This is a genomic window from Cupriavidus sp. 09_S30 (assembly GCF_056930435.1).
Genome location: NZ_JBXOWI010000001.1, coordinates 3,418,607 through 3,433,820 on the forward strand (window position 1 = coordinate 3,418,607; position 15,214 = coordinate 3,433,820).

Below are 15,214 nucleotides of genomic sequence, written 5' to 3' on the forward strand. Positions count from 1 at the left end.
CTCTTTTGCGGTCGGCGGCACCGCCACCTGCCAGCATCAGCTCACGCGCCTTTACCATGCAGTGCAGAAATTGGATTCTTGCAGTTGTCACAGGCAGCCTTTGCGCTGCAGTTCATGCCGCGCCGGCCAAGGCTGGCGATGCCGCGCTGTTCGAGCCCGTCCGCTTTGGTGTCGCGGCCGGCGCTGGAAACGATGCTTCGATGCTTCGGCTCGAAGCGCGCTGGAACCTCGCCCGCGACCTGTGGAGCAGCCCGGCGCAGTCCTGGCGGCTGCGGATGGCGATCGAAGCCTCGGTCGGCGGCTGGAATCCGCACGGGGGGGATAGCACTCTGATGGGCGACATCGGTCTCACTCCGATATTTCGCCTGCAGGGCGGCGGCCGCAGCGGACCGTTCGCGGAGATCGCTGCCGGTCTCCACCTGCTTTCCCGAACCCGGGTTTCCGACACGAAGGCATTCTCGTCGGCGTTCCAGTTCGGCGATCGCCTGGCGATCGGCTACCGCTTCGGCGATGCCATCGATTCGGAGCTCGCGCTGCGGCTGCAGCATTATTCGAATGCCGGCATCAAGGAACCGAATCCCGGCATCAACTTCCTCATGCTGCAGTACTCGGCGCGATTCTGACCGCGCCTGCGCCGCCCGTGATGACCAAGGCCGCGCCGTGGCGCGCATGGTCCCATGGATGCATCGGAGCGAAGCGCCGATCGATTGCAGGAACGACGGCAGCCGGGCACGGTGCCCGGCAACTCCGAGAGAACGCGCTGCGATCAGCCTTGATCGCCGCCGCCGACCGGCAGCACGGTTCCGGTGATGTAGGCCGCTTCGTCCGAGGACAGGAAGAGGATGGCGTGCACCTGTTCGTCGATGGTGCCGTAACGGTGCATCAGGCTGGAAGCAATGGTCTGGTCAACGATGCCCTGGTACCACGCCGCCTCCTGCACGCTTTGCGGTTCCGGATTGCGCGGAATCACCCGTGGCGGGGCTTCGGTGCCGCCAGTGGCCACCGCGTTCACACGGATGCCGTCGCGCGCGTGCTCGAAGGCAAGGCTGGCGGTAAGCGCGTTCACACCGCCCTTGGCAGCCGCGTAGGGTACGCGGTAGATGCTGCGGGTGGCGATCGACGACACATTGACGATCACACCCTGGCGGCGCGCCAGCATGGCGGGCAGGACCGCGCGGCAGCACCAGAGCGTGGGAAACAGCGAGCGCCGGATCTCGGCCTCGATCTGCGCTTCCTCGTAGCACTCGAATGGCTTCGCCCAGATGGTGCCGCCGACATTGTTGACCAGGATGTCGACGTGGCCGAAAGCCGCCTCGGCTTCCCGCGCCATGGCGGTAGCGCCGGCGTAGGTCTCCAGGTCGGCATGCAGCGCGATGGCGCGGCCGCCCTCCCCCTGGATCTGCGCTGCCACCTCGTCGACCAGGGGCGAGCGGTCGACCAGCGCCAGCGCGGCCCCTTCGGCGGCTGCGGCAAGCGCCACGCCGCGCCCGATGCCCTGCGCGGCGCCGGTGACGATCATGGTCTTCCCGGCAAAGCGTGCGGATGTTCTCATGGCATGCTCCTCACTCACGCCGCATTGCTGGCGGAGAACTTCTCGTAGTAGAAGCCCGCGGGTTCGATGCCGCTGTCCTTGAGCCAGCCGCGGACGGCCTCCACCATCGCCACGGGCCCGCAGAGATAGATGTCGACATCGCCGCCGTTCAGCCACTCCGCTTCCACGTGCTGCGTCACATAGCCCTTGCGCGCGTGGCTGCTGTCCGCGCTGGCCACGCAGGTGCGGTAAGTGAAGGCATCCAGCCGTTGTGCCGCGGCGTCCAGCCGGTCGAGCTCGACCAGGTCGATATCATGGGTGACGCCGTAGACCATGCGCAGCGGGTGCGCGCTGCCGCTGGCCGCCAGCACGTCCAGCATCGACAGGAACGGCGCGATCCCCGTGCCGCCGGCCAGCAGCAGCACCGGGCGGACAACCGGGCGCAGATAGAAGCTGCCGTAGGGGCCGGAGAATGCGATGCGCTGGCCGGGCTGCGCTTCCTTGGCGAGGAAGCCGCTCATGCGCCCGTCCGGCACGTTGCGCACCACGAAGTCCGTGCGCGCGCTGCCCGGGGCGGAGCTGAACGAATACGAGCGCGTGAGGTCGCTGCCCGGAATCTCCACGTTCACGTACTGGCCCGGCAGGAAATCCAGGGACGTCGCATCCTCCACGTCGATGGAGAAGCCGATGGTGGAGTCCGACAGCCGCGCCACGCTGGCGATGGCGCCTTCGAAGCGGGTCACGCCGGTCTTGCAGGCGGCGGAAGACGCCGGCACGCGGATCACGCAATCCGAACGCGGGCGCGTCTGGCAAGCCAGCACGTAGCCCTGCGCGGCTTCCTCGGCGGTCAGCGCGTCTTCGATATAGCTGGATGCCGGCAGGTCATATTGACCGGACTCGCACAGCCCGCGGCAGGTACCGCAGGCCCCGTCGCGGCAATCGAGGGGGATGTTGATCTGCTGGCGATAGGCAGCGTCGGACAGCGTTTCGTTCTCGGCGCACGTGATGAAGCGCGTGACGCCATCTTCGAACTGAAGTGCGATCGTGTGTTCCATGGACTAATCCTCCAGTCCGATTGTTCAGATGTGGTAGATGTCGATGACCTGGTTGATGTAGTCGTTCTTCAGCACGACGTACTTGTCCAGGATCTGCGGGCGCTCGCCGGCAAGGTCGATCACGTAGCGCGACATGCCGAAGTAGCTGTAGTTCGTCTGGTAGCGATGGGCGAGCGTGTGCCAGTTGAAGCGCACCGTCACCTGATTACCATCGCAGTGCTCCACTTCCACGTTGCTGATGTTGTGGCTGGTGCGCGTGTCGGGCGTGGTGGCGCTGGAGCGCTCGGTCTTGATGCGGAACACGCGGTCCTCCAGCCCCTGGCGGTTGGGGTAGAAGATCAGCGAGATCTCGCGCTGCGGGTCGGTGACGAGCCGGCCATCGTCGTCCCAGCACGGCATCCAGAACCGTGCGTCGGGGTGATAGCAGGCAAGCCATTCGTCCCACTGCTCATCGTCGAGCAGGCGGCATTCACGGTAGAGGAAGGCCTGGATGGCGGCGATATCGATGGTGCTCATGCCGCGCTCCCGTTGCCGCTTTGCGCAGCGTCTTCCTCGGCCATGGCCTGCTTCATGACGTCCAGCCAATAGCGGTGCTGCACGGTGTAGAGGCCTTCGTCCTCGGTGCGCACGCCGCTCATGAGCGGATTCAGGCCGAGTCGCTGCGCGGTCTCGTCCGGGCCGGCAATCCAGTGCCTGGCGCCGCGGCACATGTCGTTCCAGGGCAGCGCGCTGCCGGCGTAGCCCTGCTGGCAGGCGCGGAACTCCTCCAGGTCATCGGGCGTCGCCATGCCGCTGACGTTGAAGAAGTCTTCGTACTGGCGGATGCGGCGCGCGCGGGCCTCATCCGCCTCGCCCTTCGGCGCGATGCAGTAGATGGTCACCTCGGTCTTGTCGACCGCCAGCGGGCGCAGCAGCCGGATCTGCGAGCCGAACTGGTCCATCAGGTAGACGTTGGGATACAGGCACAGATTGCGCGAGTTCTCGATCATCCAGTCGGCCGTTTCCTCGCCACAGCGCTCGGCAAACTCCGCGCGGCGGCTGAAGTTGGGCCGGTCCTCCGGGTTGGCCCAGCGCGTCCACAGCAGCATATGGCCATGCTCGAAGGCGTAGAAGCCGCCGCCCTGCCGACCCCAGTTGCCGGCATCCATGGCGCGGATCTTGTCCTCCCGCGCATTCTGCTGCTTGCGGTGGCCGGTCGTGGCCGCGTAGTTCCAATGCACTGCGGAGACGTGGTAGCCGTCCGCGCCGTTCTCGGCCTGCAGCTTCCAGTTGCCCTCGAAGGTATAGGTCGAAGAGCCGCGCAGCACTTCCAGCCCGTCGGCGGACTGGTCGACGATCATGTCGATAATGCGGGCGGCATCGCCGAGGAAGACCTTCAGGGGCGGCACGTCGGCATTGAGGCTGCCGAAGAGGAAGCCACGGTAGTTCTCGAAGCGCGCCACCTTCTTCAGGTCGTGCGAGCCTTCCTTGTTGAAGCAGTCGGGATAGCCGGCTTCTTCCGGGTCCTTGACCTTGAGCAGCTTGCCGCTGTTGTTGAAGGTCCAGCCATGGAAGGGGCAGGTGTAGGTGGCCTTGTTGCCGCGCTTGTGACGGCACAGCATGGCGCCGCGATGGCTGCACGCATTGATGAAGGCGTTCAGCTCGCCCTGGCGGTTGCGCGCGATCACCACCGGCTGGCGGCCCATGTAGGTGGTGTAGTAATCGTTGTTGTTCGGGATCTGGCTTTCGTGCGCCAGATAGATCCAGTTGCCCTCGAAGATGTGGCGCATCTCGAGTTCGAACAGGGCCTCGTCGGTGAAGGCGCTGCGGTGCAGCCGGTGGTCGCCGCTCTGCTCGTCTTCGATGAGGAAGCGGTCGAGCGACAGTCGGGGGCGCACGGGGGCCGCCCCCTGGTCCAGGTGGATGGGGATCATGGAATCGTCTCCTGATTCAGTGTCTTGCGGCCCGTTGGACAGGCCGGGGGGCCGCCCCGGCTGGGAAGGCGCCGCTCAGGCGGCGGCGCGGCTGCGCTGCACTTCCGCCGCGGGCAGGTTGTCGTGCTCGGCGTTCAGGCGGAAGTCGAAATCGATCGACGCGAACGGGCGGTCCACGCCGTGCTGGTCCAGCGCGGCGGGATCGGTGACGCGCGTCACCGCCGGCACCAGGCCTTCACGGCTGGCGAAGGCGAAGTCGTCCCACAGGTAGGCATCGCCGTCGATGTTGATCTGCGTCGTCAGCTTGCGGTGGCCCGGCGCCGACACGAAGAAGTGGATATGCGCGGGACGGCGGCCATGGCGCGCCAGCAGGTCCAGCAGCCGCTGCGTGGTGCCTTGCGGCGGGCAACCGTAGCCCATGGGCACATTGCTGCGGAACTGGTAGCGCCCCTGGTCGTCGGTGACGATGGTGCGGCGCAGGTTGAAGTGCGACTGCGTCTTGTCGAAGAAGGAGTAGTTCCCCATCTGGTTGGCGTGCCAGACTTCCACGCGGGCACCCGCCAGCGGCTTGCCATCGCCGCCGTACACGGTGCCCTGCATGAACAGCACCTCGCCTTTGCCGTCCTCGCTGCCGTCGTCCAGGCGCGCAAAGCCCGTGCTTTCCGGCGCGCCGGCCACGTAGAGCGGACCTTCGATGGTGCGAGGCGTGCCGCCGGTGACCCCGGCCTTGGCCTCGGCTTCGTCGGCACGGATATCCAGGAAACGTTCGAGCCCCAGCCCTGCGGCCAGCAGGCCAAGCTCCTGCGTGGCACCGGCCTCGGCCAGGTACTCGATCCCCTTCCAGACCTCGCTCTGGCTCAGGTCCAGGTCTTCGATGGCCTTGAACAGGTCGGCAGTCAGCCTCGTCACGACCTGCTGCACACGCGGATTCGCGGTGCCCTGGGTGGCGGTATCGACGATGAATTGCTTCACCAGCGCCTCGATTTCTGCGTGCGTCATTTGTCTGCTCCGTGGGTGTGATTGTTAAGTCAGTCGCTCTCGAACGCCCGGCCGGATAATGCGTTTCAGGTATCAAGCCTTGCCGTTCGACGTGATACGGAGCATAGTTGAGCCGTATTTTTGCCGTCCAACACCGATTTAGTATCCACTCAATACCTGTGAGGTATATTCTTGGAATTGAGACATTTGCGTTACTTCGTGGCCGTCGCGGAGGAACGCAACTTCACCCGGGCCGCCGAGCGCCTGCATATCGCCCAACCCCCGCTGAGCCGGCAGATCCAGCAACTCGAGGACGACCTGGGCGTGCAACTGTTCGAGCGCAACACGCGCCCGCTGCGCCTGACCGACACCGGCCGCTTCTTCTATACGCATGCAATGCAACTGCTGGCCCAGACCGCGGAACTGGAGGCGATGACACGCCGCGTGGCCAGGATCGAGCGCAAGATGTCGGTAGGCTTTGTCGGCTCCACCCTGTACGGCATGCTGCCGAGGATCATCCGCCGTTTCCGCAGCGAGCATCCCGACATCGAAATGAGCCTGCACGAGATGTCCACGATGGACCAGATCAAGGCGCTCAAGGAGGGACGGATCGACGTGGGCTTCGGCCGCATCCGGCATGAAGATCCGGCCGTGCGCCGCGTGGTGCTGCGAGAGGAACGCATGATCGCGGCGCTGCCGCTGGGCCATCGGCTGGCGGATGACCGCCCCGAGCTGTCCCTGCACGACCTGGCCGATGAAACGCTCATCATCTTCCCCAGGGCGCCACGCCCCAGCTTTGCCGACCAGGTGCTGGCGGCATTCCACGACCGCGCCCTCAGGCCGCGCAAGCTGCAGGAAGCACGCGAGCTGCAGATCGCGCTGGGGCTCGTGGCCGCAGGCGAAGGCGTCGCGGTGGTGCCGAGCAGCGTCTACGGCCTGAAGCGCGACGACGTCTGCTACAAGGAGCTGGACGATCCCAACCTGGTGTCCCCCATCATCATGAGCATGCGCACGCTCGATGAATCCGCGGACCTGCGCGCCATGCAGGAGCTGATCTACCAGCTCTACCAGGACTCCGGAATCCCGTACGCGCTGCCGGGCCATGAGGCCTGACACATGAAGGCAAGGAGAATGCGGGCAGGGTAGGCCAGGCCAGAGCGCCAGAGTGCCGCCACCTGTGCCGGCAATTCCGGCAGGACAAGGAAGCGGGTCCGCACGACGCTACACCGGGCGGATGTAAAAAAGCCCGCGTGAAGCGGGCTCAGGGGTAAGACTTAGCAATAGTGGGAAGGACAGTCTTAGAACGGGTGGCGCTAATAATTAGCAATACCGGCGCCCAGGGCCCAATTTGCAGACCAACAGGTTACCGACTCCCGACCTTGCGCTCAAACTTGGCGCCGGTCTTTTTCAGCCCGGCGCCCATCTCGGGCCTCTACCCGATCTCGCTGGCGTGGAGGCCGAATAGCCAGTACACCAATCAGCAGTCGGAAACGACCATACCATTCCACTCAATGAGTTTCGCTTCCAGGCTGCAACTTCCATCCAATGCCTTGCCGTCATCCTCAAGCGAGAAGACCCAACCATGACGCGGACAGACGAGCTTGCCATCTTCCCTGATCGTGGCGCAACGCAAATCCGCTCCCTGGTGAGGGCAATAGCGATTGATCTCGTAACGTAATCCATCCTTGCCGGAAATCTTGATTCTTTCCTTCGGAATGGCGAGCGTTTTAAGTATGGAATCGCGAAGATTGGAGGCATCGGACATCAGGAATATGTTGACGATGTTGTCAAACCTGTCAGGCTTGCGATATAGCTTTGCCCTCAGCGAGAGGTGAATGTTCTGCCATCTGTCTTGGCCGCACATCAGGGCAAAATATTTTTTGTCCGCGGTAAGCCGCAAGAATTGTGGCATGGAGGCAGGCGGATCAATAACCGCCTTCTCTGATAAATCAATACATATGGATTCACCTTCACCATCGCCCCAGGCTAGGACCAACAGAGAGTCACATGGGAACTCCAAATCCCAAATCTGGTCCAGCCTGTTATTTACTTCATCTACAAGCCTCTCCTTCGAGAAATCGAGATCAAGACTTCCCCAAATATCCACAATATCCTTTCGATAATCGATAATATCGCGTTCCGTCGGCGACGCGATGGGCTCCTGTGGAGTCAATTCATTTATCGCATCCCCTGGCCGTGGATACAGGATATTCTCAATATTTGCGCGCTGCAAATATTGGTGAAGAACTGGTTGATGAATGAAAATATTGTCGTCGCCGCATGACAGGGACATCGGCAGGAAAGGAAAAATTGCGGGCCCCGCTGCCGGGATGAAGAATCTCGGCTTGAGCCTTCGAATCGCGCCGACCACATTATCCAGCTTCTTGATTGATTTTTCCTTACTGACCTCCGCTCGTTCGCTGTCACTGTAATTCTCATAGCAGACCGGATGCCAGATTGCGCCAGAGAACTGAACCGAATAGTACGTTATCGATCTCGGCAGTTGATCAAGTCGATCGAATATCTTGCAATCATTTTGGTTGAAAAAACTGAAAGCAGGCGTTTCAACCAGAAGTGCGCTGTCATGATTGACTCCGATATCCGATATAAAGCAGGTCAGGGTCAACCATTCGCCCACCGCACTTTGTTGGCCATCGAGAAGTTCTATATACTGAAATCCCAGTCTGTCAATCTCGCTTCTCAGGGCGTCATCGTGATACCGCGGAATAACGAACACCGCATCCCTACCGATTTTGCCTAGGGTATCTAGGTCGAAATGATCCTCATGCCCATGGGAGATAAATATCCAGCCCTTCTTCCTTTGGCTGGTCTCTATCAGTTGCGCTTGAAGATGATGATTCTTGGGATACTGGAACCAGCTACCGTGAAATGCACCCTTGTCGGTGAGCCAGGGATCTATCACAAGATATTCCGCGGGCGACTCGACCAGGAATCCGTTATGCCCGAGGAATTTCAGTGAAAACGCATGTTGCACAGCCGCGCCTGTGGTGTTCGCCATCGTCACTTCTCCCTTGTCCAAGCCCCGGAATGGACGCTGCAAGAGGCTCCAATTCACGGAACTTGTTCCGGGCGGCGCCACAGTACCTCCGTCCCACAGGATTCATTTGGAATCACGCCCCGTGGTCTGTCCTTGATGCATGCGGATTAATTCGCTCGTCTCCAATGATCGACTTCACTGACCAGCACCTGCATTTCTCCGGAGAGCGCGACGACGCGTAACCGGAGCGAAGTTGGAGAAAATTATCGGCTCATCTGGAAGTGTTGCAACTGCACAGTGTGCGATTGCGCACCTAGAAGGGAGTTTTGTAAGCAAGACGCCGTTTGTTTTCCAATTGGAAAAGGTGAAGTATTCATCGCGCAAGCGATGAGGCTTTCAGCGCGAGGCTGGTGGGTTCGCTAATTTTCACAATCCGGAAGCCGGGCGTCGCTGCATCGACTTATCCCGCATTCTGGCGCTCGTTTCCGATCTCATCACTGCGATTACTGCAACTGCGGACGGATTTGTTCCAGCGAGCGCATGCGTACGAGGTTGTAGGCGGCCACCGCTGCGCAAAGTTTTGGTCGCGAACCCTGGCGGAGATTTGGCTTGCGGGCGCAATCGCGGCGGGCAGTATCGCGGGCCCAGCTCTTCTTATGCTGGGCCTTAGCAGTACGCCGGCGGCTACCAGTTCGCTGCTGTGAACTTTCAGCGTCTGGCACCGACTTCGGTAATGACGCCATCGACGGAGCTGGAGATGCTGAGTCGGGGCTGCAGCTCGCCGGTGGTCTCGACTAGCTATTTGGCTCTCTGTCATTCCCGCTTGCCGCATGCGCGCAAGCGCTGCACTACGCAGGTCGCCCGGCAGGCTTGAGTTCGTCCGCGCGACGGCAAGGTATTCTTCCTGCGCGGCCACCCAATCCGGCGAGTAGATGACACTGGCCGCGCCTGACTGGGTCCAGGGTGGTCCTGGCGTAGGCGTGCTCAACGAATCCGGCCGTGCGCGCCTGGATGACCTCGATGCCGCGCTCGTTGATGGCGACATTGCCGGGCACCTCCAGCACGGACTCCAGTCGCCCCGACTTGACTTCCACGGTGCGGATGCCAAGGTTCTGCGGGTACGCAGCGAAGAACCATTGCCACTTTCGAGGTTCCGCAACGCTCGCACGCCGATGCCCGCACGCGCTGACAGCGTGACTGCTCCTAGACCACGAAATGAAGTGTGGGGAATGAAAAAGGCCCGCGTCCTCTCGGAACGCGAGCCTCAATCAACAAAAAAGCAATGAAGTGGGTTTTAGAACGGAATATCGTCGTCCATGTCCTCGAAGCCGTTCGACGGCGCCTGCTGCTGGCGGCGCGCGCCGCCAGCCTGCTGGCCGCCACCTTGGCCACCCTGGCCACCCTGGCCGCCCTGACGGCCGCCACCGTAGCCGCCGCCGGACGACTCGCGGCCGCCGCCATAGCCACCGCCCATGTCGTCACCGCCGCCAGCGCCGCCGCCCATGCCCTGGCGTGAGCCGAGCATCTGCATCTGGTCGGCGACGATCTCGGTGCTGTACTTTTCCTGGCCGGCCTGGTCCTGCCACTTGCGGGTGCGGATGCGGCCCTCGATGTAGACCTGGGAGCCCTTGCGCAGGTACTGGCCGGCGATCTCGGCGAGCTTGCCGAAGAAGGCCACGCGGTGCCATTCCGTCAGTTCCTTCATGTCGCCGCTGGCCTTGTCGCGATAGCGGTCGGTGGTGGCCAGGCGGATATTGGTCACGGCGTCGCCGCTGGGCATGTAGCGGGTTTCCGGGTCCGCGCCCAGGTTGCCGACGAGAATGACTTTGTTGACCGATGCCATGTGATTGATCTCCGAAGACCACGCCCTGCGCGAGAAGACAAGTGGCGTGGCAATACCCTGACGATTGCTGAAAGACGTTTGCGCGGCCATGCACGTGCGCCAAGGGGCGTCCCGACGCGCATGGACGAACACGTAAACGAACGACGCGCACCCGGCCAGGAAGTCGGGCGCGCGGTCATGCTAAAGCCTGCTGCTGGCTGGAAACGTTGCAGATCGACGCGATTGGCACGCCATCGCGTTGCACCGGCCGCGGATCGCCCCTGGGGCGGGATCCGCGTGTGCCCGCTCGGCCACGCTGCCTCAGTGCGCCGGCGCCGGCGTGCCGCCCTGGCCTCGGGCCGGCGGCGGCTTCATGCTCCAGGCGATTATAAGCCAGAGCAGCAGGACGGCCGCGCACGAGTAGAACACCGCGCTGTGCCCTTCATGCTTGAGGATCCAGCCGCCCACTGCCCCGCCCAGGAACAGGCCGAGCGCCTGCGTGGTGTTGTAGATGCCGAGCGCCGCGCCGCGCGACGCCGCCGCATAGCGCGAGACCAGCGAAGGCTGCATGGCCTCGAGCACGTTGAAGGCGACGAAGAACAGCAACAGGACGCCAACGATGCTCCAGAAGCCGTGCACGCCCGCGAACAGGAGCTGCACCAGGGTCATCAGCGCCACCGAACACAGCAGCACGGGACGCACCTTGCCATAGCGCTCGGCGGCCATCATCGGCGCCAGCATCAGCAGGAAGGACACCAGCACCACCGGCAGGTAGACCTTCCAGTGCTGGTCGAGCGGCATGCCGGCATCGGTCAGCATGGCGGGCACCACCATGAACATCGCCACCTGGCTGGCATGCAGCGCCAGCACGCCCACGTTGAGGCGCGCCAGGTCGGCATTGAGCAGCACGCTGCGGAAAGGCAGGCGCACCGGATGCGGCGGCGGCGGGCTGGGCACCACGAACAGCGTGACGCCGATGGCGACCACGCCGAGCACCGACATCAGGGCGAAGATGCCATGCATGCCGATGCTGTGCAGCAGCGGCGAGGCGATCACCAGCGACAGCGCAAAGGTCAGGCCGATGCTGCCGCCGACCATGGCCATGGCCTTGGTGCGGTGGCGCTCGCGCGTCAGGTCGGCGATGCAGGCCGTGATGGCGGCCGAGATCGCGCCCATGCCCTGCAGTGCGCGGCCGAGGATGATGCCGGTCAGGCTGTCGGCGAAGGCGGCCACCAGGCCACCCGCAATGAAGAGCAGCAGCCCCGCCACCATGACCGGCTTGCGGCCGATGCGGTCAGACAGCCAGCCGAGCGGAATGTGGAGGAAGGCCTGCATGAGGCCGTAGATGCCCATCGCCAGGCCGACGCGCTGTGCGTCATGGCCATCGGGCAGGCTGCGCGCGTATTCGGCGAAGACGGGCAGGATCAGGAACAAACCCAGCATGCGCAGGGCGAAGATGCTGGCCAGCGACAGGCTGGCGCGCAGTTCGGCGCGGGTCATGCGCTCGCGCGCGGCGCCGGCCTGGACTTCGGGGGCAGCACCTTGGGAAGAAGACGGGATCGACGGCATTGCGGTCGTGGGGAATAGGTCGGACAGATCGGCAGGCGCACGCGCGCGCCACGTCGGCCCGGCTGTTGGCTGCACCGGCAGGTTCGATCGCACCGGCGGCGGGAAGTTGCCTGACCCGCAACATGCTTTGCCTGGGTGATCGATTGGCGGCACGCCGCTGGTGGCGGCATACGGCCCGCGGCCGTGAGGGACAACCTGGGAAACCGAAGTTCGGTATATTAACAGGTTTGCCCCTTCGCGCTTTGCGGGCCACATCCCCGGCCCCGCCTTGAAAACAGGCGTGCCAGGGCACACTTTTTCCGCTGTGCCTTCTGTTGTGCCTTCTGCTGGTTCTGCTGGGCCTGGCCGGTCCGACCGCCACCCCAGCATGCTTAATGAGTCGCATGTAGCACAATACAGAGGGAGCCCGGCGGGAACGGGCGTGAATGCGTGAGAACACTCGGCGTATGGACGAAATCAAGATCCGTGGGGCGCGTACCCATAACCTGAAGAACATCAATCTCGACCTGCCGCGCAACCAGCTGGTCGTGATCACCGGCCTGTCCGGATCGGGCAAGTCGTCGCTCGCCTTCGATACGCTTTACGCCGAAGGCCAGCGCCGCTATGTGGAGTCGCTGTCGGCGTATGCCAGGCAATTCCTGCAGATGATGGAAAAGCCCGATGTCGACCTGATCGAGGGCCTGTCCCCGGCGATCTCCATCGAGCAGAAGGCGACCAGCCACAACCCGCGCTCCACGGTGGGCACGGTGACCGAGATCCACGACTACCTGCGCCTGCTGTTCGCGCGCGCCGGCACGCCTTACTGCCCGGACCACAGCCTGCCGCTGGAGGCGCAGAGCGTGTCGCAGATGGTGGACGCCGCGCTGGCGCTGCCGGAGGACACCAAGCTGATGATCCTCGCCCCGGTCGTCACCGACCGCAAGGGCGAGCACACCGACCTGTTCGATGCGATGCAGGCGCAGGGCTTCGTGCGCTTCCGCGTGCGCTCGGGCGGCGGCACCGCGCACGAGGCGCAGGCCGTCGTCTACGAGGTCGACGCGCTGCCCAAGCTGAAGAAGACCGAAAAGCACACCATCGAGGTGGTGGTGGACAGAGTCAAGGTGCGCGCCGACATCAAGCAGCGCCTGGCCGAGTCCTTCGAGACCGCGCTGCGCCTGGCCGACGGGCGCGCCATCGCGCTGGAACTGGACAGCGGACACGAACACGTGTTCAGCTCCAAGTTCGCCTGCCCGATCTGCTCCTACTCGTTGCAGGAGCTGGAGCCGCGCCTGTTCTCCTTCAACAATCCGATGGGCGCCTGCCCGAGCTGCGACGGCCTGGGCCAGATCACCTTCTTCGATCCGAAGCGGGTGGTGGCCTTCCCCAACCTGTCGCTGGCCTCGGGCGCGATCAAGGGCTGGGACCGCCGCAACCAGTTCTACTTCCAGATGCTGCAGAGCCTGGCGGCCTTCTACGACTTCGACACCGACACGCCCTTCGAGGAGTTGCCGGAAAATGTGCAGAAGGTGGTGCTGCACGGCTCGGGCGAGGAACAGATCCCCTTCTCGTACATCAACGAGCGCGGTCGCACCACGGTGCGCGAGCACGCCTTCGAAGGCATCATCCCCAACCTGGAGCGGCGCTACCGCGAGACCGACTCGGTGGCGGTGCGCGAGGAGCTGGCCAAGTACCAGAACAACCAGGCCTGCCCCGTCTGCCAAGGCACGCGGCTGCGCACCGAGGCGCGCCACGTCAAGGTGGGCGACGGCGGGCAGGCGCGCGCCATCTTCGAGATCAACGGCTGGCCGCTGCGCGACGCGCTGACCTGGTTCCTGACGCTGGAGATGCATGGCGCCAAGCGCGAGATCGCCGACAAGATCGTCAAGGAGATCACGGCGCGGCTGAACTTCCTCAACAACGTCGGGCTGGACTATCTCTCGCTGGAGCGCAGCGCCGACACGCTGTCCGGCGGCGAGGCCCAGCGCATCCGCCTCGCCTCGCAGATCGGCTCGGGCCTGACCGGCGTGATGTACGTGCTGGACGAGCCTTCGATCGGCCTGCACCAGCGCGACAACGACCGCCTGATCGGCACCCTCAAGCACCTGCGCGACATCGGCAATTCCGTGCTGGTGGTGGAGCACGACGAGGACATGATCCGCGCCAGCGACTACGTGGTCGACATGGGCCCCGGCGCCGGCGTGCACGGTGGCATGGTGGTGGCCGAGGGCACGCCCGGCGAGGTCGAGGCCGCGCCGGCATCGCTGACCGGCCAGTACCTGTCGGGCGCGCGCCGCATCGAGGTGCCGGAAACGCGCGCCGCGCCCGATACGGAGCGCATGCTGCGCATCGTCAACGCCACCGGCAACAACCTGAAGAACGTCAGCGCGGAGATCCCGGTGGGCCTCCTGACCTGCGTGACCGGCGTGTCCGGCTCGGGCAAGTCGACGCTGATCAACGACACGCTGTACAACGCGGTCGCGCGCCACCTGTACGGCTCCACCCCGGAGCCGGCGCCCTACGAGCGCATCGACGGGCTGGAACACTTCGACAAGGTCATCAACGTCGACCAGAGCCCGATCGGGCGCACGCCGCGCTCGAACCCGGCCACCTACACCGGCCTGTTCACGCCCATCCGCGAGCTGTTCGCGGGCGTGCCGTCGGCCAAGGAGCGCGGCTACGACCCGGGCCGCTTCTCCTTCAACGTCAAGGGCGGGCGCTGCGAGTCATGCCAGGGCGACGGCGTGATCAAGGTCGAGATGCACTTCCTGCCCGACGTCTACGTGCCCTGCGACGTCTGCCACGGCAAGCGCTACAACCGCGAGACGCTGGAGGTGCTGTACAAGGGCAAGAGCATCTCGGAGGTGCTCGACCTGACGGTGGAGCAGGCGCATGAGTTCTTCGGCGCGGTGCCGGTGATCCGGCGCAAGCTGCAGACCCTGCTCGACGTCGGCCTGGGCTACATCCGGCTGGGCCAGTCGGCCACCACGCTGTCCGGCGGCGAGGCGCAGCGGGTCAAGCTGTCGCTGGAGCTGTCCAAGCGCGACACCGGCCGCACCCTGTACATCCTGGACGAGCCGACCACGGGCCTGCACTTCCACGATATCGAGCTGCTGCTCAAGGTCATCCACAAGCTGCGCGACCAGGGTAATTCGGTGGTCATCATCGAGCACAACCTGGACGTGATCAAGACCGCCGACTGGCTGCTCGACCTGGGTCCGGAAGGCGGCGCGGGCGGCGGCCAGATCGTCGCGCGCGGCACCCCGGAGGACGTGGCGGCCAGCAAGGCCAGCTTCACCGGCCGCTACCTGGCGCCGCTGCTGGCGCGCAGCTAGCGGCTAGCCGTGGGCCGCCCCGGCCGCTTGCATTCGC

The 15,214-nt window shown here is 64.2% G+C and carries 11 protein-coding genes and 1 pseudogene; 3 read left to right on the top strand and 9 right to left on the bottom strand.

Features of this window, described 5'->3' with window-relative positions:
* Window positions 1-56: 56 nt before the first annotated feature.
* Entirely contained in the window at window positions 57-623 is a 567-nt protein-coding gene (locus AC1Z3O_RS15980; RefSeq protein ID WP_483516675.1) for an acyloxyacyl hydrolase, read from the top strand.
* A gap of 143 nt (window positions 624-766) precedes the next feature.
* On the opposite strand, the gene AC1Z3O_RS15985 is transcribed toward AC1Z3O_RS15980, so the two are convergent.
* The 5 genes from AC1Z3O_RS15985 to catA all read right to left on the bottom strand — a co-directional run bounded on the left by AC1Z3O_RS15985 (window position 767) and on the right by catA (window position 5,498).
* Entirely contained in the window at window positions 767-1,552 is a 786-nt protein-coding gene (locus tag AC1Z3O_RS15985; protein WP_483516676.1) for a 1,6-dihydroxycyclohexa-2,4-diene-1-carboxylate dehydrogenase, read from the bottom strand.
* 14 nt (window positions 1,553-1,566) lie between these two features.
* Window positions 1,567-2,586, bottom strand: a complete 1,020-nt coding sequence (benC, locus tag AC1Z3O_RS15990) for a benzoate 1,2-dioxygenase electron transfer component BenC (protein ID WP_483516678.1) — start codon at window positions 2,584-2,586, stop codon at window positions 1,567-1,569.
* Window positions 2,587-2,610: 24 nt separating this feature from the next.
* Entirely contained in the window at window positions 2,611-3,102 is a 492-nt protein-coding gene (gene benB / locus AC1Z3O_RS15995) for a benzoate 1,2-dioxygenase small subunit (protein ID WP_483516679.1), read from the bottom strand.
* Complete coding sequence (gene benA / locus AC1Z3O_RS16000) at window positions 3,099-4,499, bottom strand: benzoate 1,2-dioxygenase large subunit (protein ID WP_483516680.1); 1,401 nt, start codon at window positions 4,497-4,499, stop codon at window positions 3,099-3,101. Before benA ends, benB begins: the two co-directional genes overlap by 4 nt.
* A gap of 75 nt (window positions 4,500-4,574) precedes the next feature.
* Window positions 4,575-5,498, bottom strand: coding sequence for a catechol 1,2-dioxygenase (catA, locus tag AC1Z3O_RS16005; RefSeq protein WP_483516682.1), 924 nt, complete (start codon window positions 5,496-5,498; stop codon window positions 4,575-4,577).
* A 171-nt stretch (window positions 5,499-5,669) separates the two neighbouring features.
* Here catA and AC1Z3O_RS16010 point away from each other — a divergent pair, with 171 nt between their 5' ends.
* Entirely contained in the window at window positions 5,670-6,590 is a 921-nt protein-coding gene (locus AC1Z3O_RS16010) for a LysR family transcriptional regulator (protein WP_483516683.1), read from the top strand.
* Between the two features lie 364 nt (window positions 6,591-6,954).
* Here AC1Z3O_RS16010 and AC1Z3O_RS16015 read toward each other — a convergent pair whose 3' ends face one another.
* The 4 genes and pseudogenes from AC1Z3O_RS16015 to AC1Z3O_RS16030 all read right to left on the bottom strand — a co-directional run bounded on the left by AC1Z3O_RS16015 (window position 6,955) and on the right by AC1Z3O_RS16030 (window position 11,866).
* Complete coding sequence (locus AC1Z3O_RS16015) at window positions 6,955-8,496, bottom strand: Rieske 2Fe-2S domain-containing protein (RefSeq protein ID WP_483516684.1); 1,542 nt, start codon at window positions 8,494-8,496, stop codon at window positions 6,955-6,957.
* Between the two features lie 693 nt (window positions 8,497-9,189).
* Window positions 9,190-9,590 (bottom strand): annotated as a pseudogene (locus AC1Z3O_RS16020) (efflux RND transporter periplasmic adaptor subunit); the annotation flags it as partial.
* Between the two features lie 179 nt (window positions 9,591-9,769).
* A complete protein-coding gene (locus tag AC1Z3O_RS16025) occupies window positions 9,770-10,318 on the bottom strand; it encodes a single-stranded DNA-binding protein (RefSeq protein ID WP_483516685.1) in 549 nt (182 codons plus the stop codon).
* 300 nt (window positions 10,319-10,618) lie between these two features.
* Window positions 10,619-11,866 carry an MFS transporter gene (locus tag AC1Z3O_RS16030; protein WP_483516686.1) on the bottom strand — a complete coding sequence of 416 codons (1,248 nt, stop codon included), beginning with the start codon at window positions 11,864-11,866 and terminating at the stop codon, window positions 10,619-10,621.
* 446 nt (window positions 11,867-12,312) lie between these two features.
* Between AC1Z3O_RS16030 and uvrA the strand changes: the two genes are divergently transcribed.
* Complete coding sequence (gene uvrA / locus AC1Z3O_RS16035) at window positions 12,313-15,177, top strand: excinuclease ABC subunit UvrA (protein ID WP_483516687.1); 2,865 nt, start codon at window positions 12,313-12,315, stop codon at window positions 15,175-15,177.
* Window positions 15,178-15,214: the final 37 nt, after the last annotated feature.